Annotated in this window: 24 protein-coding genes and 1 pseudogene; 11 read left to right on the top strand and 14 right to left on the bottom strand. The window is 51.6% G+C overall.

Going from position 1 to position 21,567, the window contains the following annotated elements; translation table 11 throughout:
• Window positions 1–25: 25 nt before the first annotated feature.
• On the bottom strand, window positions 26–5,230 hold the full coding sequence (locus ACYQ27_RS10245) for an LAGLIDADG family homing endonuclease (protein WP_460041588.1): 5,205 nt from the start codon (window positions 5,228–5,230) through the stop codon (window positions 26–28).
• Entirely contained in the window at window positions 5,230–5,724 is a 495-nt protein-coding gene (locus tag ACYQ27_RS10240) for a hypothetical protein (RefSeq protein ID WP_456394706.1), read from the bottom strand. The genes ACYQ27_RS10245 and ACYQ27_RS10240 overlap by 1 nt, the downstream gene beginning before the upstream one ends.
• Before the next feature lie 112 nt (window positions 5,725–5,836).
• On the opposite strand from ACYQ27_RS10240, the gene ACYQ27_RS10235 reads away from it, so the two are divergent.
• The 5 genes from ACYQ27_RS10235 to ACYQ27_RS10215 are packed head-to-tail and all read left to right on the top strand — an operon-like array spanning window position 5,837 to window position 9,215.
• Entirely contained in the window at window positions 5,837–6,349 is a 513-nt protein-coding gene (locus ACYQ27_RS10235) for a metallophosphoesterase (protein ID WP_456453463.1), read from the top strand.
• A gap of 12 nt (window positions 6,350–6,361) precedes the next feature.
• Window positions 6,362–7,513 (top strand): hypothetical protein, encoded by a 1,152-nt coding sequence (locus ACYQ27_RS10230; protein ID WP_456394689.1) that lies wholly within the window; start codon window positions 6,362–6,364, stop codon window positions 7,511–7,513.
• Window positions 7,514–7,558: 45 nt separating this feature from the next.
• Window positions 7,559–8,587: an RNA 3'-terminal phosphate cyclase gene (gene rtcA, locus ACYQ27_RS10225; protein ID WP_460041587.1), complete on the top strand. Its 1,029-nt coding sequence runs from the start codon at window positions 7,559–7,561 to the stop codon at window positions 8,585–8,587.
• A 47-nt stretch (window positions 8,588–8,634) separates the two neighbouring features.
• Window positions 8,635–8,829: a hypothetical protein gene (locus tag ACYQ27_RS10220; RefSeq protein ID WP_460041586.1), complete on the top strand. Its 195-nt coding sequence runs from the start codon at window positions 8,635–8,637 to the stop codon at window positions 8,827–8,829.
• Complete coding sequence (locus tag ACYQ27_RS10215) at window positions 8,811–9,215, top strand: type II toxin-antitoxin system VapC family toxin (RefSeq protein WP_460041585.1); 405 nt, start codon at window positions 8,811–8,813, stop codon at window positions 9,213–9,215. The genes ACYQ27_RS10220 and ACYQ27_RS10215 overlap by 19 nt, the downstream gene beginning before the upstream one ends.
• On the opposite strand, the gene ACYQ27_RS10210 is transcribed toward ACYQ27_RS10215, so the two are convergent.
• Entirely contained in the window at window positions 9,212–9,445 is a 234-nt protein-coding gene (locus ACYQ27_RS10210) for a hypothetical protein (protein WP_460041584.1), read from the bottom strand. The genes ACYQ27_RS10215 and ACYQ27_RS10210 overlap by 4 nt on opposite strands.
• A gap of 237 nt (window positions 9,446–9,682) precedes the next feature.
• Between ACYQ27_RS10210 and ACYQ27_RS10205 the strand changes: the two genes are divergently transcribed.
• On the top strand, window positions 9,683–9,928 hold the full coding sequence (locus ACYQ27_RS10205) for a UPF0175 family protein (protein WP_460041583.1): 246 nt from the start codon (window positions 9,683–9,685) through the stop codon (window positions 9,926–9,928).
• On the top strand, window positions 9,921–10,400 hold the full coding sequence (locus ACYQ27_RS10200) for a PIN domain-containing protein (RefSeq protein ID WP_460041865.1): 480 nt from the start codon (window positions 9,921–9,923) through the stop codon (window positions 10,398–10,400). The genes ACYQ27_RS10205 and ACYQ27_RS10200 overlap by 8 nt, the downstream gene beginning before the upstream one ends.
• Here ACYQ27_RS10200 and ACYQ27_RS10195 read toward each other — a convergent pair.
• A complete protein-coding gene (locus ACYQ27_RS10195) occupies window positions 10,397–10,789 on the bottom strand; it encodes a hypothetical protein (RefSeq protein ID WP_460041582.1) in 393 nt (130 codons plus the stop codon). The genes ACYQ27_RS10200 and ACYQ27_RS10195 overlap by 4 nt on opposite strands.
• Window positions 10,790–10,891: 102 nt before the next feature.
• On the opposite strand from ACYQ27_RS10195, the gene ACYQ27_RS10190 reads away from it, so the two are divergent.
• Both ACYQ27_RS10190 and ACYQ27_RS12595 read left to right on the top strand, forming a co-directional pair.
• On the top strand, window positions 10,892–11,143 hold the full coding sequence (locus ACYQ27_RS10190; RefSeq protein ID WP_460041581.1) for a UPF0175 family protein: 252 nt from the start codon (window positions 10,892–10,894) through the stop codon (window positions 11,141–11,143).
• A 59-nt stretch (window positions 11,144–11,202) separates the two neighbouring features.
• A pseudogene (locus tag ACYQ27_RS12595) lies at window positions 11,203–11,624 on the top strand (PIN domain-containing protein).
• Between the two features lie 98 nt (window positions 11,625–11,722).
• Here ACYQ27_RS12595 and ACYQ27_RS10175 read toward each other — a convergent pair.
• The 10 genes from ACYQ27_RS10175 to shyB all read right to left on the bottom strand — a co-directional run bounded on the left by ACYQ27_RS10175 (window position 11,723) and on the right by shyB (window position 19,131).
• Window positions 11,723–11,848 carry a hypothetical protein gene (locus tag ACYQ27_RS10175; protein ID WP_460041578.1) on the bottom strand — a complete coding sequence of 42 codons (126 nt, stop codon included), beginning with the start codon at window positions 11,846–11,848 and terminating at the stop codon, window positions 11,723–11,725.
• Window positions 11,838–12,683: a TatD family hydrolase gene (locus tag ACYQ27_RS10170; RefSeq protein WP_460041577.1), complete on the bottom strand. Its 846-nt coding sequence runs from the start codon at window positions 12,681–12,683 to the stop codon at window positions 11,838–11,840. Before ACYQ27_RS10170 ends, ACYQ27_RS10175 begins: the two co-directional genes overlap by 11 nt.
• A 39-nt stretch (window positions 12,684–12,722) precedes the next feature.
• Window positions 12,723–13,043 carry a tRNA-binding protein Pbp11 gene (gene pbp11, locus ACYQ27_RS10165; RefSeq protein WP_456394696.1) on the bottom strand — a complete coding sequence of 107 codons (321 nt, stop codon included), beginning with the start codon at window positions 13,041–13,043 and terminating at the stop codon, window positions 12,723–12,725.
• Complete coding sequence (locus ACYQ27_RS10160) at window positions 13,040–13,708, bottom strand: DUF257 family protein (protein ID WP_456453789.1); 669 nt, start codon at window positions 13,706–13,708, stop codon at window positions 13,040–13,042. Before ACYQ27_RS10160 ends, pbp11 begins: the two co-directional genes overlap by 4 nt.
• Before the next feature lie 95 nt (window positions 13,709–13,803).
• A complete protein-coding gene (locus ACYQ27_RS10155; RefSeq protein WP_456453790.1) occupies window positions 13,804–14,478 on the bottom strand; it encodes a DUF257 family protein in 675 nt (224 codons plus the stop codon).
• Window positions 14,447–15,139 carry a DUF257 family protein gene (locus tag ACYQ27_RS10150; protein WP_460041576.1) on the bottom strand — a complete coding sequence of 231 codons (693 nt, stop codon included), beginning with the start codon at window positions 15,137–15,139 and terminating at the stop codon, window positions 14,447–14,449. Before ACYQ27_RS10150 ends, ACYQ27_RS10155 begins: the two co-directional genes overlap by 32 nt.
• A 140-nt stretch (window positions 15,140–15,279) precedes the next feature.
• Window positions 15,280–16,527, bottom strand: coding sequence for an NAD(P)-dependent hydrogenase/sulfhydrogenase 2 subunit alpha (shyA, locus tag ACYQ27_RS10145; RefSeq protein ID WP_460041864.1), 1,248 nt, complete (start codon window positions 16,525–16,527; stop codon window positions 15,280–15,282).
• Entirely contained in the window at window positions 16,524–17,258 is a 735-nt protein-coding gene (shyD, locus tag ACYQ27_RS10140; RefSeq protein ID WP_456394709.1) for an NAD(P)-dependent hydrogenase/sulfhydrogenase 2 subunit delta, read from the bottom strand. The genes shyA and shyD overlap by 4 nt, the downstream gene beginning before the upstream one ends.
• Window positions 17,259–17,260: 2 nt before the next feature.
• Complete coding sequence (gene shyC / locus ACYQ27_RS10135; protein WP_460041575.1) at window positions 17,261–18,130, bottom strand: NAD(P)-dependent hydrogenase/sulfhydrogenase 2 subunit gamma; 870 nt, start codon at window positions 18,128–18,130, stop codon at window positions 17,261–17,263.
• Window positions 18,127–19,131, bottom strand: coding sequence for an NAD(P)-dependent hydrogenase/sulfhydrogenase 2 subunit beta (gene shyB / locus ACYQ27_RS10130; RefSeq protein ID WP_460041574.1), 1,005 nt, complete (start codon window positions 19,129–19,131; stop codon window positions 18,127–18,129). Before shyB ends, shyC begins: the two co-directional genes overlap by 4 nt.
• 175 nt (window positions 19,132–19,306) lie before the next feature.
• Between shyB and nuoE the strand changes: the two genes are divergently transcribed.
• Together nuoE and nuoF are read left to right on the top strand one after the other, a co-directional pair.
• On the top strand, window positions 19,307–19,771 hold the full coding sequence (gene nuoE, locus ACYQ27_RS10125; RefSeq protein ID WP_456453794.1) for an NADH-quinone oxidoreductase subunit NuoE: 465 nt from the start codon (window positions 19,307–19,309) through the stop codon (window positions 19,769–19,771).
• The gene (nuoF, locus tag ACYQ27_RS10120) at window positions 19,764–21,566 is read left to right on the top strand and encodes an NADH-quinone oxidoreductase subunit NuoF (protein WP_167891560.1); all 1,803 of its coding nucleotides are present in this window, start codon (window positions 19,764–19,766) and stop codon (window positions 21,564–21,566) included. Before nuoE ends, nuoF begins: the two co-directional genes overlap by 8 nt.
• Window position 21,567: the final 1 nt, after the last annotated feature.

Raw genomic sequence — 21,567 nt, 5'->3', positions numbered from 1 at the left:
TCCTCTCCATTTATAATCTTTGGCCTCAGCCAACTATCTTGTAGTAGCCGTTCCGCGGTTCATAAATCCTTGAGTTGGCAATCAGCTCCTCTATAAGCTTCCTCGCTTCCTGTTTGCTGATTCCTGCCTTTCCTGCCTCCTGAAGGATGTCGTCGGCTGGTGCGCCGTAGTCCGTCGAATCCTGAAGCTTCTCTATAATCTCAAGCAGCCTGTCAATCTTGTTTATCTTTCTTGAGGACTTCCCGACTTCAAGGATTGAAATGTCCATTATGCCCTCCTCGTCGATGGCTATCTTCTTCAGGGTCTCCTCCATGATCTTTATGGCCTCCCTGGCGTCGTGCCTCGTCACTATCTCGCTCAGCCTCATCCTTGCGTGGGCCTCGCTCAGGCGGATTAATGCCTCAAGCTGTCTCGCCGTTATTGGGATGGGCTTGACGCCCTCAGTCTCACTCCCTCCCCCGATTCTCTTCCTCATCTTCACGTAGTATCTCTCAAGCTCCTCCATGGCCTCCCTTGTGAGCACGGGGTGTATGTTCTTCCTCGCGTAGGCGATGTACTTCTTGAGGAGATCATAGGGCACCTTGGGCGTAACGGCCTCGCTTTCACCCTTCCTCACCTTGAGGATGTGGCGGGCTATTTCACCGTCCACCCTTTCATCGGGTTCGTCGAGGAGGAGGAATATCAGGTCAAATCTGCTGAGCAGAGTTGGCGGTAAATCCAGCTGCTCCGGCAGTGGCTTGTGCCTGTTGAAACGGCCGTATTTTGGATTTGCGGCGGCTATAACCGTGGTTCTCGCATTTAAGGTGGCTGTAATGCCGGCCTTGGCTATGCTTATGGAGTTGTGGAGGACGAGGCCGTGGGAAACGAACAGGCCGTAGGGCTCAACCGTTACATCATAGGCCCATTTCCAGCGGTCGTTTGGAATAGCCCTGGCGGATTTTACAGTGAGGAAGTTCACGTTGGAGTCTAAAAACTCCCTGACTTCCCGGATGGCGTCCCTTACCTCCCTTGCCCTTGCACTGATTTCACCCTGAACGATGCTCACCGCAATCGGCTCGCCTTCCCTGACCCTCTTTTCAAGCGTTAAAACGCTCATTCCGTACTTGAAGGAAATCGCCGACTTGGGGAGATACCTCAAAGCCTCTGAGGGTTCCCTTTCGGCCAGCTCTTCAGCCATCCGGGTGTGGCGTTCGAGCCTCTCGATAACCTTCCTGATGTATGACTCGGGCACAACATGCCTCCTCACGATATATGAATTTTCCCTCCTGAATTTTAGTCCCCTTCCTGCCCTGAGGAGCTTTTTGAGAAGGTCTGCGGGCAGCTTTCTCTCATCGGGAACTACCTCGTAGTAGTTCGGCCCCCTCCGTATCTTTGAGACCACACCTCTTGAGTAGAGGACATCCTGGTATGCCAGGGCTTCCTCCAGGGATTTAAACCTGCCTCCGCCTTCCGCGGGGAGTTCGAGGGGATACCTCGCAATCCCCAGTACAGCGCTGCCCTCTTCAATTTTTCCCGCCGGCTTCTCCACAATCCTCCCATTCTCCCACACCATGATTGGATGCTCGGGTGTAACCAAAATCTCCCTGCCATTGGAGAACTTTATGTGTATAAACTTCTCCGGGGCTTTATGCCTGCTCACGCGGGATACCTTTGCCTTCACAACATCCTTTCTCTCAAGGTCGTAGGCGAGGATATGAAGGTCATCAACGGGCAGAATCTCGGTGTCTATGCCTTTTATGACCCTTTCACGGTTCCTCTCGATGAGGGAATCAACAAGCTCGCCTATCCTGACCTTCCTCCCGTCCGCGAGGAGGAGTTCGAAGTCGTGGTGGTAGCTCTGCTGTTCGAGAGCTTCGTGTATTGCACTCCTGTCTCTCTCGCTCATCTTATCGAATTCATCAATGCAGTTGTGGACGATTATCCCCTCTGCCAAGAAGTTGTGATTCCCGGGAACGTAGAGGTCGTAAACGTAGCCCTCATATGGAACACGTTCAATGGAGATGATTTCATCGAGGAAATAGTCCCTCATTGCCAGGACCTCCAGCTTAAACCTCAGTTCTGTTGGTAGAAGGTCTTTTAGCTTGTTCAGTATCTTTCTTAGCTGAATCCTGCTTGGCTGATATCTTCCTTTGGCGTATGAGTAGAGCGTGCTCCAGAGACCCATCTGCTGGAGTGTGCTCGCGGGTACACCCTTTATTATCTCCTGTGCGAGGGATTGCACAGGTTTTGCTGGAACTTTATCGCTTCTCGATGAAACGAGATGTTTCTTGAGAGGTATATCCTTAACCTTAACACTGTATTGTCTTATGGCTTCAAGAAGGTTCGAGACGTCTTCCCTGCCTGTTATCCTTATCCTGTTCACACCCTTCCCAAGAACCACTCGGGCATAAACGTCGAATCTGCGGAGGAGCAGTGCAAATGCATTATCCTGTTCTCTGCCGTTGGAGAGCAGGAACTCAATATGAATGACTTCTCCCTTCCTGCTCCTCTTGATTGAAACACAGCCATCGGAATCCAAGGCTCCAGCTATGAAGGCCTTTAAAGCCTCATCATCGAGGGAAAACGCATTTTTAAGATTATCTCCGGTGATATATTCATAGATGAAGGCGAGCAATGGTGAGCTTATATGGAAAATTATGCTGTTGCTCTTTATTCTGTTGCCAGCCAGCTTACTCTTGGTTGTTCTCTCATATTCCCGTAGCCCATCCCGGTAGAAGCTTTTGAATGTCTCCCGTATCCGGTTAATTTGCTTGGGATGGGTCTTTGACTGAACAATGCGCACATGGACTTTCGAACCGTTTCTGTGTATCCATCCATCTCCGTAAAGGAATCCAATGAAGTACGCAAGTTCGGGACTTATATAGGCAACTTTGAGACGCTCTCTGCGGTAATTGGGACCGTAGGTTAGTGGTCTCTCTTTCCATTTGTTGTAGATGCCAAAGTCCTTAAGAATCTTTCTGAACCTTTCAACGCTTATTGCACCCTTTCCTGACAGGAAGTCCTTGGAAAGCTCGTATTTGCGGTTGAACTCTGCCAGGGTTTTAAACCGCCTGAGCACTTCTTTCTTTAGTTCCTCATTCTCTTCTCTCGTTAGCTTGACTTTCCAATCTCCGGGGAGTATATCAAGAAGGTAGATTCTTTCTTTCACGCCCGGAAGCCTTAGAGGTGAGACTATCCTGTCGCCAACCCTAAACTTTTCGGCTTCTTTCCATTCAAGTGTATCGCCATCTATAAGGAAATGATCAGGAGTTAGAGTTATCTCGTTGCCGGAGCGGAGCTTAATCCTTAAAAGTTCGCCCTTCCAAGGCTTTCTCCTGATTATGGTTGCCGGCGATATTTCCGTCTTCATGCTTTCGAGGTTTAAGGATGTAACCCGGATTGTCTTTTCTTGGATGTCCACAAGCTGGCCGTCTGAGAGAGCTTTATAGGATTTCTCGGGCTCAAGGAGTTCTTCAATGCGCATATATTTTCCGTCTACGAGCACCCTTGAATCCGGATGCAGACAGGCAATCCCGCCGTCCGCCAGCACCAGAACACCCGCCTCAAGAACCCATGAACCTGTAAACTCGTCGCGCACTGCTGCGGCGGTGAGCCCGGCTGCGCTTGAACTCTTACCGCTCGTGTATATTGCCCTCGGAGCGAGGTTGGCAACGTAGCGGAGAATCTGACTGTTGTGAACGAAGATGTCGTTGGCTATAAAGTTGTGGTGCTCTGGAATCTGAAGGTCATAGACCCATTGCTGTTTAGGAACATATTCAGTGATTTCCACGATTTTGTCCCAGAATATATCTGACTCGGCAAGGAGCTTTCTAAGGTGTTCATCATATGTCTCTGGAATCATCCCCGGTTCGCTCTTCCCCCGGGGTGTTGCAATAAAGTCCCCAATCTTCAGTTCTTCCGCCTTTTTAGTCTTAAACTGTCCGTCCTCAAAGATGAAAAACGGATGGGTCGGTGTTACTTTTATCTCCCTTCCACTTGCGGTTTTAATTCTGAACATTCTCTCTGGAGCACTCCTCTTCCAGGCGATATTTGCCTTGGCTTTCCGAATCTTTAATGTTTTAGCATCAAGGGCATAGAGTTCCAGCTCGATGGGAGCGTAAAAGCCGTCATCGACGATTCCCAGATTTCCCATCTTCTTAGCCTTTTCAATCGCCCCTTCTACAAGTTCCCCTATGGATTTGAGAGTGCCATCTGAAAGAACAACTTGAGTCTCATAATCGACGCATTTTGCAACACCCGGATCCCCAACCAGCAAAATATGGCTCTCTCCCCTCAGCTTCGTCCCGTCCGGCAGAACCTTCTGCACACCTCCGAAGAGTGCGAGGGCGATTCCCTTCTTGACATCCCGATGTCCCCAGATTGCGGGTGCTATCGAGTCCACTATCACATCGACAACATCCTTCCTCTTGGCCAGCTCCCTGATCCTCTGCTCATCTTCGGGGGTTATTTCGAGCTCCTCAAGCTCCTTGCTCAGGGGTTCTATGTGGTTGACCTCAAGAACCTTCTTGAAAATCGGCCTCTTATCCTTCTGTTCGAGGATGACCCTGAGAACCCCGGTCACGATAACCCTGTCTCCGGGCAGCGCTGTGTCCACGAGGTCATCCAGCAGGATGGCATCTATAAAACGGGGCATCTGACCGCCTCTGAGACTTTCCGGCCTGTCCTGAAGGCGGAAGCTCTGGAAATTTATAAATCTGCTCTTGTCGACATCAAGCTCAAGGTTTCTGCTCCCGCAGGCCTCACATTTCACGGGTTTTACAATATTCTGATACGGTCTCTGAAGCCTTACCATCTCATTCCCGCAGTCCTTGCACACGTAGACCGCCTTTGCAACATAGGGCTTTACCTCGCTCACACGGGTTATTATACCATCAACCTGAACGAACCGGTTTATATGCTCGCTCGCCAGCTCCTTCACAAGGAGGGTGTTGGGCATGTTGAAGAATCTGGCGTGGATTTTGAACTCCTCTTTTTTCAATATGGGCGGCTCTTTGAGAACGATCTGGATGGCGTCTTCGGCTGCAGCGATGCTCTCCTCCGGGTTTTCTATGAGCTCATTTGCAAGCTCGGGGTCATAGGAGTTGAGATGCATCCAGTCTATCGAGAGCGAGCGTTTTGGGGTTATCGTGAGCAGATCCCTGAGCTTGTTTATATAAACCTCTTCCCCCTCATCATCCACATATTCCCTGAAAAAGCGGGCGTATCTCTCTATCATATCCTCCCTGTCCATCAGCTCTCACCCAACCATTCATCCCTTATGCCTGAAAGCTCCAGATAAATTCTCCTCTCCTCCGGTGAAAGGCGTGAGAGGATTTCGAGACTGTTCGGTCTCTGCATCACGGATTCGAGTATCTTCTTGAAGCGTATGATTTTCAGATTTCTCAGCTTTTTCTTGAGGTTGGCCAGCTTTGTTAGCTTGACGTTTATCGTTTCGATGTTTTCACCGGCGTTCATCCTGACGTAGTTCTCCAGATAGTACATGTAGAACTCTGCTCTCTCGTAGAGTCCGCTGGGGAGGGGCATTAGGGGCTCGTTCTGCATCTCCTCCCTTATCGCCCTGTCAATCTCGCCGAGGATTTTGTCTGTTTCATCGAGGATCTCGGCGATGCCGGCTTCCCACAGCTCTTTCGCCTTCCAGTCTTCGATTATTATCCTATCCCCTGCTTTCCAGTCTCTGAAGGGTTTCAGGATTTTAACTGCTATGAGTGCTCTCCCCATGAACATACCCATCATCTCTATGGAGTAGAACATTTATCTCTTAAACTTTCCCACCTCCATACGGCAGCTTTAGTTAAGCCTATAAACTTAAAAGTGAAATATTCCCTTAGGTGGTGCAATGCTGATTGGAATCATGAGTGATACCCACGATAATCTGCCTGCAATAAGGAAGGCGGTTGACCTGTTTAATAAGAGCGGGGTTGACCTGGTGGTTCATGTGGGTGATTATGTTGCCCCGTTCACGGCAGGGGAGTTTTCGAGGCTTAAGGCACCCCTGAAGGGAGTCTTTGGAAACAACGACGGTGAAAGGGCCGGCCTGAAAAATGTCCTTGGAATAGAGGATGAAATCCTCGAGCTCAACGCTGATGGCATGAAGATGGTGCTCATCCACGGGACTGATGAGAGAATAATCAACGCCCTCGCAAGGAGCCACCTCTATGATATCCTCATAAGGGGGCACACCCACAGATACGAAATAAGGGAGTGCGGGAGAACCATACTCATAAATCCCGGGGAAGTATGCGGTTATGTTACGGGAGTGAAGAGCGTCGCCCTGCTCGACACTAAAAAGAGGGAGGTTAGGATAGTCAACATTGATGATGGCACCCTGCTCGGACTCATGAGCCTTTGAGGGAGGGTAAAGATGGAGGACGTTGAGATACCCAAGGAAAGGTACGACTCTCTGGTGTTCATAGGGGTTAGAAGGGACGGCACGGTTGAATTCGTCAAGGTCTACGCTGAAAACAGGGAGAAAGCCATGCAGGTGCTTGAGGGATTTTTCTTCAGGAGAGGCCTCCATCCAGCGGATTTTGTTGTCATTGAGCAGGGTGAGGAGGATGTGAGCGGAAAGGCCATGATAGGCACGAGGACTGAAAAGGAGCTGTCAGCAACTCTGGCCCGACTGGGTTTAAAGCTTGTATCAAACGGTGTCTTATACACCTCTGGAAGGGACACATTCTACCAGATCACAGCCGTCAGCAGGGGCATACTCGCTGAATTGAAGGGTGAGGGTGCAGAGCTGGAAGGTGGTTCCGTTGAGATTGACCTGAGCGGGGTGAAGGGCTACCCGTACATTGAAAAACTCAGGCTCTTCGAGCTCAGGGAGGACGTTCTCGTGGAGAATAAGGCCGGTGTTGACCTTGAGGAGTTCCTTAACACCGTGGTCAGGGGCACCGTCAGGATACCCGCATTCATAGACCTCGATGAGAACAGGATTCTGGTCTACGATGGGATGTTTCACGAGAAGGTGTCAGACCTGCATGATTATGTCCTGGTCAGGGTTCCCGTGATATACTGGGATGCGTATTCGGACGACATTGAGGACTTTAAGCTGAGAAAAGTTGCAAGGAATATCTACTCAGCGCCTTTATTCATGAAGGCACACAGGGGATACCTCATACTGAACGAACCTCCTGTAGGCCTCGTGCAGAGGCTTCTAAGCATCAAAAGGAGAGGATACTTCAGGTTCAGGCTCGAAGGCCGGAAGTATGAGATTCCCGTTGATTTCATGCTCGTTGTCGAGACTAAGGACTCCTCGAAATACGTTGGCATGAACTTCCCGATACTGATACTGCTGCCCGAACTGCACGCCACTGAGATAGGGCGCCTCATATACAACAGGCTTGGCATAAAGCCGTTTATACCGACTGTCGGGAGCATCCCGAAGGAGCTCAGAACCATTCCGGCCGTGGAGAACATCGTGCGCCTCGTTGAAAAGCTTAGGGAGAAGAACCCCCACAGGAGTCTTGATGAGCTTATTGATGATGCAATAGCCATGATGACGGGAGGGGTTTGAGAACCTGCCCCTGTTCTTTTATGGATGATTGCGCACGGTGGTAAAATGATAGTGATAGACGGCTCCCACGGCGAGGGCGGGGGGCAGATACTGAGAACTGCAATAGCCCTCTCGGTTATCACTGGAAAGCCCGTTAAAATCGTCAAAATTCGCGCCAACAGACCGAACCCGGGCTTAAGGCCGCAGCACCTCCACGGAATTCTGGCCTTGAAGGAGCTGAGCAATGCGAAAGTTAAAGGGGCAAAGGTTGGCTCAACCGTTCTTGAGTTCATACCCGGAAGGGCCGAGCCAAAGCACATTCGCGTCCCGATAAAGACTGCCGGCAGTATAACGCTCGTTCTTCAGGCTTTGCTTCCTGCGATGGCCTTCACTGGCGGGAGCTTTGAGGTAACGGGGGGAACAGATGTACCGTGGAGCCCTCCCGTCGATTACCTGAAGAACGTAACGCTTTACGCCCTCGAAAGGATGGGTCTCAAAGCGGAACTCGAAATCAGGCGGAGAGGCCACTACCCGAAGGGCGGTGGGCTGGTGGTTGGCAGGGTTGAGCCCTGGGAGGAGAGAAAACCGCTCGTGGCCCTTGCATGGAAAAAGGTGGAGCGCTTCGCCGGGATAAGCCACGCCACCAACCTGCCGGCCCACGTCGCTGAGAGGCAGGCTAAAGCAGCGATGGAAAAGCTTGAAGAGCTTTATGCCCTGCCCGTGGAAATCGAGAGGGAGGTTTCCCGTTCGCTGGGGCCGGGGAGCGGCATAGTTGTGTGGGCTGAGACCGATTCGCTGAGGCTCGGCGGAGATGCACTCGGAAAGCGCGGAAAGCCGGCTGAAGTGGTCGGCAGGGAAGCCGCTGATGAACTCATCAACCAGCTGACGAGCAGGAAGGCCGTCGATAAATTCCTCGGCGACCAGCTGATACCTTTCCTGGCCTTTACCGGTGGGGAAATCGGTGTGGCGGAGATTACGAACCACCTCGTTACGAACGTCTGGGTCGTGGAGCAGTTCCTCGGCAGAATCTTTGAGGTTGAGGGAGAGATTGGAGAGCCTGGAAAAGTAAAGGTGGTGAAGCGGGCAGAGCTGTAGCGAAGATGTTAAATATGCGCGGAACGAAACACCTTCCGGGTGTAAGGATGGAAGGTGTCGAATATATATATATATATGACGAACACGGACGGATCAAAGGAGTCATAGTCCCTCCCGAGCTCTGGGAGAAACTGAAGGGAGAGCTCTTTGAGCCCTCACGATACAGGGGAATCTACAAGGGCAGAAAAGACCTTGAGAGAAGCCTGAGGGAGCTGAGGGACGAATGGGAGAGGGGTTTCTGATCGACACGAACATTTTAATCTATTATCTCGCCGACGCCATTCCTGAGGAGGAGCTCCCTAAGGTTGAGGAAATCCTCAAGAAGAGCTTTAACGTCTCCATCATCACTAAGATAGGGTTCCTCAGCTGGAAGGGGCATACCAAGGAGGGCTTTGAGAAGTCGAAGGAGTTCATAAGCTTCGCGCATGTTATACCTCTCACCGATGAGATAGCAGATATTGCCATCGAACTCCGGAGAAAGGTTAAAGTAAAGCTCCCCGATGCTGTTATAGCGGCAACTGCATTGAGGCACAACCTCACGCTTGTTACAAGGAACGTTAAGGATTTTGAGAAAATTGAAGGGCTGAGGATATACAACCCCTTCGAAAAGGTTGATAAGAGGTGTTAGCTCTCCTTTGCCTTTTTTATTCCGATTTCGATGCCCTTGGCAATGACTTCTTGGAGGAGCTGTTGATTTTTGAAAAACCGGTATCTTCTATACGCGAGGATTCCAATAACCAGCGCAGTAAATGCGGCAAAGCCGTCTATAATTGCCAGATAAGGACTCTCAGAAAGAGAATATGCCAGCGGATTAAACAGAAAACCGAGAGCCCAGATGCCCAAGAAGCTCTTGTACATTTCTTCCGAATCTTTTAATGACTCTCCAAGAATACTCCCTTTTTCCGCTGGACATCCCAGATGCCCCCAAATACCATAAGCGCATAAACAAGGCCAGATAAATAACCGACCACAGCAGAGGCCATATCGTACATTTCCCTCCTCCCTCCGGGTATTTATGTATTTCCCTCCTTCCGGAGGGTTAATATATGCGAAGGCGTTAAATACCTGGAAGCCCCAATATCTACGGGTGAAAAAATGGAGATAGTCATACCCGATGATGTCCTCGTGTCCATCAAGCTCCCCAGAGCTGAGATGGAGAGGGAGCTGAAGCTTGAGTTGGCGCTGATCCTCTACTCGAAGGGTGCCCTTTCCCTGGGTAAAGCGGCCAAGTTGGCTGGCCTCACGAAGAGGGAGTTTTTGGAAGAGCTTGCGAGGAGAAAAATCCCGAGGCACTACACTGAGAGAGAGCTTGAGGAGGATTTGAACTTTGCCCGTGGTTAGCAACTCCACACCACTTATTCACCTCGCCAAGATCGGAAGGCTTAACCTTCTGAGGGAGTTCTTTGGAGAGGTTTTCATTCCAGAGGCGGTTTACAGGGAGTGCGTGGTTGAGGGCAAAGATTTGGAAGATGCGAAACTCATCGAAAACGCCGGCTGGATTATGGTTGAGAGGATACGCGACGGGAGGCTTAAGAAGTCCCTCATGATCGAGCTCGACGAGGGCGAGAGCGAGGCGATAGTCCTGGCGATTGAAAAAGGAGCTGAGATGCTTTTGATGGACGACTACGATGGCAGAGAGATTGCCAGGGCTTTGGGGTTGAAAACCACTGGTACAATTGGAATCCTCCTGCGCGCGAAAATTGAAGGACTGATTGAGAGCATAAAAGATGAGCTCGATAAACTTAAGGAAACCGGCTTCTGGCTGAGCGAGGGGCTTTACAGAAGAATATTGGAAGAGGCCGGGGAGGGTTAAATTTCCTTTACTTTCAACCCTTTGGCCATTGACTCGCCGAGCTTTTCACCTACCTTCTCTGCGAGCTTTTCGAGCATCTCCTCCTGTTCGAATCGCTTGAGGCGGCGGTAGGAGATTATTGTTGCAGTTCCGGAGAGTGCGAGTGCTATTGGTATTAAGGTGAGGGCCCATCGGTGTTCTTCCAAAACTCCTCCTAATGCCTCTGGATCAGAGTATAAGAGGATTGATCCAACTATGACGCCTAGAGTTACCCCGATGGCAATACGAAAATCTTCTTCTGCATTCCACTTCGTGATCGGTGTTTGAAAAATAATGCCGACACCACTCAATACGGCAAGGAACTCTGAAATGAATAATATCCAAGTCCCAGCTGTCCCGAGAAATCCCATTTCCCTCCTCTCTCCGGGTATTTATATATTTCCCTCCTCCCGGAGGGTTAATATAGCGAAGGCGTTAAATACTGCCTGTCATAACATTAAACCGGTGGGAGAATGGGGAAGAAAGTAGTTGTCGAGCTCCCGGGAATGGTGAAGATACCCGATGAGGAAATCGAGAAGAGGATCAAGGTCGAATTGGCTATAAGGCTCTATGAGAAGGGCATACTCTCCCTCGGGCAGGCGAGAAGGTTGGCAGGTCTAAGCAAGTGGGAGTTCATTGAACTCCTCGCAAAAGAAGGTGCGGGGATTCCCTACGACGAGGAAGAGCTTGAAAACGACCTCAGCGTTCTTGAGGGACTCTCGTGAGGATCCTCGTGAACTCGTCCCCTCTCATCTTCCTCGCCAAGCTGAAGTTGCTCAATACCATGAAAGAGCTTTTCGATGCGGTCTATATCACCGACGCCGTTTATCAAGAGACAGTTGTAGAAGGCGCTGGGCATGAGGAGGCGATTGACATCGAAAACGCAGGTTTTCTGAAGAGGGCTTCAGTTAGAAACCATAGGCTCGTTAAGTTTCTGCTTGAGATGATTGACTACCGCGAGCAGAGACGATAGCCTTCGCTCTTGAAAACGACGTTGATTTGGTCGTTCTCGACGACAAGGACGCGAGAAAAGTCGCGAGGGGCTTTGGGTTGAGGGTAACGGGAACCCTTGGGTTGCTTCTCCTCGCCAAAAGAAAGGGGCTGATTGATGCTATTGGGCCTTACATCGAGGGGCTCAGAAAGCATGGCTTTAGAATCTCAGATGAAATCGTGCGGAAAATACTGGAAAGTGCTGGAGAGCTTTAGATTTTGATTGACACCTCAGCTCTCCCATTCTGGAGATGGAGGAGCTTCTTGCTGTAGTCTTTCCACGGAATCCTTTAAACCAATGTGACAAAAACAAATCAATGAGAGCGACCCTCCACGATTGCGGCGAGAAACCCCTCGGCCCCTTCAAGGTCCTTCTCGCGGAGGTGGGCTATCAGATTGGCGTAGAGGCCGGCGAGCTCAAGATTTCCATCACTCCCCAATCTCCACCCCGTAGACCTTCCCCGGGTTCTCCACGTGAATCTTATAGACATCTTCTTCCGTGAAGAGGCCGTTCTGGAGGAAGGCTTTGGTTCTCTTCGGAACGGTTTTTGGCCCTAAGACAGCACCCGGCCTTTTCCTGTCGTCTATGTAGTCGGTCTCCATCATGAAGCGGTTCCCCTGCTCTATCGCCGCCTTGATGTTCTTCCTGCTGGCTATTATGCTCGGGAAGACTCCGACCTCTTCTGCCACCTTCACGAGGGGTGGTGAGAAGTGCTTGACAACGCGATAGGGCTTTATCCCGACCTCTTTAATGTACTCCCCAAGCTCGCGGAACTTGGCCTCGTCAAAGCTCTCCGTATGCAGTTGCACGGCGCAGTCGGCTTCCTTGGCAAGGCTCATCCCGTACTTCATCATCTCAATGCTGGCATTCCAGATTTCTTCGCTAACCTCGTAGTGCGGCCTGCCTATCTCGCCTATGGCTACAGCCTTCCCCTCACGGCACAGCTTTTGGGCGTACTCTAAAGCTTCCATGACCTCATTCTTGGCGTACTCGAGGCCCTTCTGCTCCGCGAGGTAAACGAACTCCGCAGGGTGAACACCGACGACGGCATAGGCCTTGACGGGCGTTTCCTCGTTGATTTTCTCGACGAGCTCGATGTGAAAGTCCATCGCCTTCATGAAATCATCGGCCTTAAGGCCCGGAAAGCCGTAGTCGTGGGCCGTCTTGTAGACCACGACGAGGTGAGTTCCTCCTGCTCTGTGGAACTGCTTGACGGCCTCAAGGAAGAGGCCCTTGTAGGGGTCAACATGGAAATGATTATCGAGGATTATCATATTCTCACCGGAGGGACTTGTTCTGAATCCTTAAAAGTCCTATGACTGGTATATCTCAAGTATTTCCCCTTTCCCTGTGGTTATATGACCATCAAGGATCAGGGCAACCCTGTCGTATTCAACGGCAAAGTCAACGCTCTTTCTATCCCGCTGGATGGCCCTGATTGGTGCGGCTCCCTCCCCCTTCACCTTGTAGCCGGGGTATATCACGCCCTCAATGACCTCGCCGACGAGAACCTGCTTTCCAACGATTTCGAGAATCTCCTCCACCCTGAACCTTCCGGCGGCTTTCCTTGAAACCACGGCGGTCTCATCTCCCCCGTGTTTGAAAAACCTTGAGAGGAACGACAAGTGCCTCACCTCAGAATCTCGTCCATTGTGACCTCTACGGCCTTGCCCCTGAAGCTGTGTGCGGCTGATTTCTTGAAAAACAGCCTGGCGGAGATTCCCCTACCTTCGACGTCAATTACGGTGCTCATGATTCTCTCCATTTCTGGGAGGGGGTTTATATATGCCCTTTTTGCGACGTTTTTATCGATTATGTAGAAGGCCTTTCTGGATTTGTTGCCCAGAAACTCCTGCATTGATACGATTATTGTGTAGAACTCCTCTGGGTCGCGCACGAAGTAGAACAGCCTCTCCAGACCGAGCACAATATTGAGGGCTTTGTCACTATCACGAAAAGCCTCCTGGGCCGCCTGCTTGTATTTCTGGATATACGTTGGGGGCGCTTCGGTTATTGATATTCTTCTGATGACATTGCCAACCTCAATCCTGCCTCCGGTCTTTATGACGTTCACATCGCTGAAGTCCTCCTTAACTCCAAAAAGCTCAAGATTGGTCTTTATGGTGTACAGCATGTCCAGATTGTCGTCAATTATAACCGGAAGGTTTCTTCTTCTGGCATACCTTGTCAGGGCAAGCACCGTGAATTCAGGTATGTATGATGGCCTGCACTCTATGAGTATGCTCTCCCCGAATTTCAGCGTATCCAGAATATCCTCCAGCACGTTTTCCCTGATCATACTCACACCTTACTTTTATTCGCATACAGGTAATTAAACTTTTCGTGAAGAGCTGGAGGTTAAACAACATCTTGTAAGAAATTAAGGCAGGTGCTTCACCACCTCATGATTTCCTCGAGTTTCCCTGCAAACTCCTTACCTATAATTTCGACGAAAAGCGCTTTCTTGGGAATCACCACGTGGACTCCGTCCTTTATCCTGATTTCGACAACGGTGCTGGCTATCTCCTCAAGCTCAGGTAGGGGGTTGAACTTTATGCTGGGTATGATGTTTCTGTTGAGGATATAGAACGCCTTCCTGTTCCTGTTTCCCAGCAGCTCCTTGAGGTAGGTTACGAACAGATAGAACTCACGCCTGTTCCCGAGGAAGGCAAACATCCTCTCCATCCCGAGGACTATGTTTATATGCCTGCCCTTGGACAGGATTTCCCTGGTTATCTCCCTGTGGCGGGTTATGTACATGATGGGCTCGCTCTCCACGGGGAGCCTTTCAATGACGTTCCCGACGTTTTCAATTCCGCCCGTTTTGATGACAGACACATCTGAAAAGTCCTCATCAATTCCCAGAAATTTCAGATGTTTGCCCACCAGGCTGAGCGAATCAAGGACATCGTCGATATAAACCGGGATTCCTGCCTCCCTGGCATACTTTACGATAACATATGTCGCTATGGCGGTTCCGTAGGGAGAGTCGTCCTCCATGAGGACTATGTCTCCGAAGGGAGCAAGTTCAAGGAACCTATACGCGGTTTCCTTTGTGGCGGGCCGCACTGCCCATCACCTCCGTCGGGATTTCGAGTTCAGTTCCTGTGAGGGACACAATTGGTGTTTTCTTGAATACAATCCTTCCCGAGAGGGGGGTGGGGATTATCTCGACCACCGTGCTTGCTATGCGTTCCATCTCGGGAAGGGGATTGAACTCCATGGACCTGGCAGTTTCTTTATTGACGAGGTAAAATGCCTTCCTCGGACCGCCGAGAAAACGCTGGATGTGTGTTATGATCAGATAGAACTCTCTGACGCTGCTGACAAAGGCGAATATCTTCTCAAGTCCGAGAACTATGTTGATTGACTCTCCCAGCTGCGGGAGCACATTTTTGCCCGCTTCCTCATACCTTCTCACATAAACCACGGGTTCGGCGCTGAAGCGTATCTTTGCGATAACATTTCCTATGTCCACGCTTCCGTCTGATTTTATTACAAAGACATCTCTGAAGTCCTCCTCTATCCCCCACAGCTTCAGATGTTTGTGTATCACGTGGAGTGCATCGAAGTTGTCATCTATAATCACAGGGAGGCCCCTTTCCCTCCCGTACATCACCAGAGACAGCGTCACGAATTCAGGGATATACGATGGATAATACTCTATCAGAACGGTTTCCCCCGGCTTTACACCATCTATGATTCTAAAAAGCTCGTCCATACTGTCCATGGTGCTGTTCCCCTCCCAGCATATCGGTGTATACCTCACACAGTATATATCCCAGATGATAAATATATATCTTTTGCCTGAGCTGATGAAAAATGTCCGCGAAACCAGAAAAAAGATTAAGAATTAAAATGCAGAAGCTCTCATAATTTGACAATGTGCACCGAGCAGGAGATGCACGGATCGAAAGCTCTTACGACTTCCTCAAGCTTCTGCACAAACTCTGCCTCACTCATTTCACCGTATCTCTTCCCTGCCTCTGTGAAAAGGCTCAGCTCCATCATGGCGTGGTTGAAGGCCGTGGGCGTTATTATGTTTGAGTAGGCTATGTTGCCCTTCTCATCTATGCGGTAGTGGTGGACAAGGACTCCCCTTGGAGCCTCAACGTAGCCTATACCCTCACCCTCCCTGGGCTCTACTGGAATGTTCTCCCCCTTTATGCCGGAATCTAAAAGTTCCTTCGCTATCTCTCCGGCGCGTTCGAGCGCATAGATGAGCTCTATGGCCTGTGCCAGGTTGTTCAGGCTCACGTATCCCTTTGACAGCTTTTCCCTGTGCTCCTCAAAGAGCCTCTTGGCGAGGGGGGTTAGCTTTTCTCCTTTGAGCATGAGCCTCGGCAGCGCACCCACCATGAATACCTCGCCCTTGTACAGGCTCTGCTTCGCGAAGCTGTAGGGCAGGGACTTTTCCTCAATGTGCTCGAAGTAGTCAAAGCTCTCCCCGTCGCTCGCTATGAGCCTGCTCCCGTAGAGGTAGCCGTCCGTGGCCACATGGTGGTTTACCCTTGCTCCCAGAGGTTCCTGGGATGCGAAGATTCCTACAACTCTCTTGGCAAATGTCAGCAGGGCTTCGCTGTTCCTCTCGATCCTTTCAAGCTCCTCCACGCTTGGATACCTTCCGAACCCTCCGGGCTTTATGTTTATGCCGTGTATCTCCCTTCCGCCTATTGTTTCCCTTATGTAGTTGCCGAAGGCCTTTATCGTCAGCCCCTCCTTAACGACCTCGCCGTGCTTGCTCGCCATCCTTATGGCATCGGCGTAGCCGAAGAGGTCAGGCGCAACGAGGAGGTAGAGATGCAGGGCATGGCTCTCAAGGAATTCGCCGATTAAAGCAAGCTCCCTGAGGAGCATTATCTCCCTGGGAACCTCGACACCGAAGGCCCTCTCAATTCCGAGCACTGAGGCAACGCTGTGGGACAGATAACAGATGGCGCATATCCTCGCCTCTAAGTCCGGCACATCGTAGTAGTGCCTTCCGAGCGTAAGGAGCTCAAAGAACCTCGGCCCCTCGAAGATTTTTACCCTCACCTCCTTTACCTCGCCGTTTTCCACGATTATCTCGGCACCGCCGTTTCCCTCAACCCTTGTGAAGGCATCAATTTCAATGCTCACCATCTGAGCTCACCCCTTGCGAAGGTCTTGAACTTCCTCCTGATGTACTCCTCGTCGTAGCCCAGCTCCTTTAGAATCTCAAACTCCCCGGCAGGGTTGGCGTCCTTCGGCAGAGGACCGCGGCACCCGATGCATCCGAGTCCGGATTTTACGCAGATTGCATTGCATCCCCCGAGCGTTATCGGGCCGAGGCATGGTATGCCCTTTTTGACGAGGACGCACTCATACTCGTTGAGCTTGCACTCGATACAAACAGGATAATCCTTCTTCGGAGGCTCGATGCCCTTTGCTATGTCCATCAGCACCTGGTAAATCTCGTCCTTGTCATAGGGGCATCCCGGGAGCGCGTAGTCGACGGCCACATATTCGGTTATGGGTTTTGAATCGAGGGCCCTCATGGGGTTTGCCTTCGTCCCGTAGACCTTCTCAAGCTTTTCCCGGATTTTACCCTCAACTCCTCCCTGGACGGAGCCGTGGGTTGCACACGTCCCCAGAGCTATCAGGTAGTTTGAATGGTTCCTCGCATGCTTCAGGAGTTCCAGGTCCCTCTGCGTCGAGACCGTCCCGGTTACGAGGGCGACATCGAGGTGGCCGTGCTCCTTAAAGCTTGAGGCCATGTGGAACTCCTTAATCTCGTAGAATTTCAGCACGTCGAAGAGCCTCTCGTAGAGGAAGAGTATGTTGAGCGCACAGCCCCCGCAGTCCGTAAGCTCAAAAACACCAAGCTTCAGCATCATATCAACCCCCTCGTGGACAGGGCATCCCAGTATGTGAAGACGGGCCCGTCCTTGCACACGTATTTTATTGAGGTGCTCGTCCCCACGATGCAGTGACCGCACTTGCCGACGCCGCAGCGCATCCTCCTCTCCAGCGTCATGTAAATCCTCCCGGGCGAGAGCTTTCTGTCGAGGAGCTCCCTTATGACGAACTTATACATCACAGGGGGCCCGCAGATGAGGGCGTAGGTGTTGGTAACGTCGAACTCCTCCCCTCTGAACAGGTCGGTGACGACACCCTTGCACACTTTCGGGGCAAAGCCCTTCTCCAGGTAGATGCACGATGGGCTCTCAACCTCATAGGCGAGCTTTACGGTGCAGTTCATCGCTTCTCCATGCTTCAGGAGGTGGGTTATCTCGTCCCTGAAGAGTATGTCCTCATAGCTCTTTGTCCCGTAGAAGAGGTATATGTGCTCGTATTTTCCGCTGTCGAGGGCATACCAGAGCACCGAGCGGAGCGGGGCCATCCCGAGACCGCCTGCAACGAGAACTAGGTTTGAGCCCTCCATGCTTTCCATGGGGAAGCCGTTTCCGTAGGGCCCGCGGATTCCGACTATATCCCCCTCCTTCAGCTCATGCACGTATTTGGTCATCCTTCCCACCCTTCTGATGCACAGCTGGAAGTAGCCCTCCCTCGTTGGGGTGGAGCACAGGCTGATTGGGAACTCGCCGAAGCCCCTGATGTCAACGATAACGAACTGTCCCGGCCTGTATTTGAATCCTCTGCTGACCTCAGGGTCTGTAAACCTGAGCGTGAAGAGCTTTTCCCTCGGTGTCAAATCCCTTACCTCCAGAATCCGGGCGTCATGGGTTTGAAACGTGCTCATTCCAAAGCCTCCCTCACTTCATCCAAAACCTTAACGTGCTCTATCTTGGCCGGGCAGAATTCATCACACCTTCCACAGCCGACACAGTTGAACCCTGCCTCGGGGTCAAAGTAGTTCTTGCAGTAGTAGCGGTGTCTGAACCTGTCCAGACGGGTTGGCCTGAAGTTGTGGCCTCCTGCAACGAGTCCGTGGCTCACCATGAAGCATGAATCGTAGCGCCTCTCCCGAACGGCCTCGTACGCGTTCAGCCAGCGGTCGCACACCTCGTAGCATCTGCATGTTGGACACACCATGTTGCAGTTCCCGCATCCGAGGCATATCCTTTCGTACTTCTTCCATACAGGGCTGTCATAGGCTAAATCCAGCATGTCAGCGAGCCCCTCTTTGTTGAGCCTCTTTTTGAACGCTTTCGCCCTCTTCTCCTCGAAGGCCCTGAAGTTCCTCAGGTCTTCCTCGTTTATCTCTTCGAAAAGCTCCTCGTTTGCCCATGCTATCTCATGTCCCCTGACACTTCCGACCCTCACGAGCCAGCCATCCGGGAGCTCATGGAGGAATAGATCAAAGCCGCTCATGGCAAAGTCGGTGCTCAGGCTCTTGCAGAAGCAGTACTCGTCGGGCATACAGCTGATTCCAATTATTATCGAGTTTTCCCTCCTTTTCCTGTAGTAGGGGTCTGCGGGTTCCTCCAGATAAACTTTGTCGAGTATCTGGAGTCCGTGTATGTCGCAGGAGTGGACTCCGAAGAGGACTATTTTCTCAGCTTCGATGCACTCCTCCCACTTTTTGCCCTTAAGCCTCAGCATCTCGTCCTTCGGCCTGACGAAGAACTTCTTTGGGGGCAGCATGGTTCTGCTGTAATCCAGAGAAACCTCGCTGAGCTCCTCAACGCTCTTAAAGGAGTATATATTTCCCTGCTTTGTTGGAGCATAGACTTTTCCCCAGTTTTTTAGGGAGTTGAAGAATTCCTCAAAATTCTCCTTCGGGAGTTTTACGTATCTCAATATGACCACCAGCCCGATTTCCTTTCATTTTATGTTTGTAAAGGGACCGATTTAAGGATTTTTTAAACGATGAGTGTCCAACTTTAGGTTCAAAACATGTACTTTAATGCACTTTTATAAACATTGACGTAGATAAAGATCTGAGGATACTTAAATGTTCAAGCCGGTGATGAGTATGGATGCAGGATTTGATTACATTCGGCAGTATGAGTCTAATCCGAGTTCGCTGATTCCCCTTCTCCAGCGAACTCAGGAAAAGTTCGGCTACCTGCCCAGGGAGGCACTTGAGGAGATAGCAAACTACCTGGGAATACCGCTCAGCAGGGTCTACGGTGTGGCCACTTTCTACGCCCAGTTCAGGTTTGAACCCCTCGGAAAATACGTCGTCAAAATCTGCCACGGTACTGCCTGCCACGTGAACGGCGCCGTGAACATATCGCAGGCCATAACCGAGGAGCTCGGAATCGGGGAGGGTGAGACAACGGAGGACGGTCTCGTAACGCTGGAGCGCGTCGCCTGTCTCGGCTGCTGCAGTCTGGCCCCGGTCATAATGATAAACGACAAGGTCTTCGGAAAGCTGAATCCTGACAAGGTCAGGAAGCTGATGAGAAAGCTAAGGGAGGGGAAGCTCGATGTCTGAAATCAAGGCCATCGCAGTCGGCATGAACTCCTGTGGAATAGCTGCCGGCGCGAGGGAAACCTACGAGGCTATAAAGGCCGAGATTGAGAGAAGAAACCTCGACGTGAAGCTCAAGATAGTCGGCTGTGTCGGCATGTGCTACCGCGAGCCACTGGTTGACATAATCACCGATGATGAGATAATCACCTACGGTCACGTTGACCCCAAGAAGGTCCCCCGGATTATAGAGGAGCACGTCCTCAACGGAAAGCCGGTCGAGGAATGGATAGTCAAGCGCGACTGGTGGGAGGACGGCGAGAGAAAGACGTGGGACGTTGACGGCTACTTCGCAAAACAGAGGAAGATAGTGCTCGAAAACTCCGGCTACATAGACCCGGAGAACATCGACGAGTACATCGCCGTTGGAGGCTACGAAGCCCTCAAAAAGGCCCTCAAAATGGAGCCCGAGGAGATAATAGACGTCATCATGAAGTCCGGTCTGAGGGGGAGGGGCGGTGCGGGCTTCCCGACCGGCCTGAAGTGGAAGTTCGCCAGGGAGGCCAAGGGGGACGTGAAGTATATAGTCTGCAACGCCGACGAGGGCGACCCCGGGGCATTCATGGACAGGAACGTGCTCGAAGGCGACCCGCACCGAGTTATTGAAGGCATGATAATCGGTGCCTACGCGATTGGGGCAACCAAAGGGTTCATCTACGTTAGAGCAGAATACCCGCTCGCCATAAGGAGGCTGAGGATAGCGCTGAAGCAGGCTAAGGAGAGGGGCTTCCTGGGCGAGAACATCCTCGGCTCGGGCTTTTCCTTCGACATCGTCATCAAGGAAGGCGCCGGAGCGTTCGTCTGCGGTGAGGAAACCGCTTTGATAGCATCGATAGAGGGCAGGCGCGGAATGCCGAGACCGAGGCCGCCTTATCCGGCCCAGAAGGGCCTCTGGGGCAAGCCGACGAACATCAACAACGTGGAAACGTGGGCGAACGTGCCGTGGATAATCAAGCACGGCTGGGAGGCCTACGCCTCGATAGGAACCGAGAAGAGCAAGGGGACGAAGGTCTTCGCCCTCTCGGGCAAGATAAAGCACGGCGGAAACGTCGAGGTACCGATGGGAATGACGCTGAGGGAGATACTCTACGAGATAGGTGGGGGGACAAAGACCGGCAAGAGGATAAAAGCCGTCCAGCTCGGCGGTCCCTCGGGCGGCTGTATTCCCGAGTACCTCTTCGACACGCCCGTTGACTACGAGAGCGTGAACGCTACTGGAGCGATAATGGGGAGCGGCGGAATGGTCGTCATGGACGAGGACACCTGTATGGTCGATGTGGCAAAGTTCTTCCTCGACTTTACCGTGAAGGAATCCTGCGGGAAGTGCACCTTCTGCCGTCTGGGCACTAAAAGGATGTGGGAGATACTGGACAGGTTCACCAAAGGCGAGGCAACGGAGGAAGACCTCGAAAAGCTTGAGAGCTTGGCTTATCAGGTCAAGGCCGGCTCTCTCTGCGGCCTCGGGCAGACGGCACCTAACCCGGTTCTGACGACGCTCCGCTACTTCAGGGACGAATACCTCGCCCACATCAAAGGAAAATGCCCCGCCAAGGTCTGCAAGCCGCTCATCAGGTACGTCATAATAACCGAGAAGTGCACTGGCTGTACAGCGTGTGCGATCTTCTGTCCCGTCAAGGCCATCAGCGGCGAGAGGCTCAAGCCCCACGTCATAAACCAAGAGGAGTGCATCAAGTGCGGGACCTGCTACGAGGTGTGCCGGTTCAACGCCATAGAGATAGTCGATGCGGGGGGTGAGTGAG

It is taken from the genome of Thermococcus atlanticus, assembly GCF_054657855.1.
Note: the sequence above shows the minus strand (reverse complement) of the source record. Positions and strands in the feature narration are given on the sequence as shown.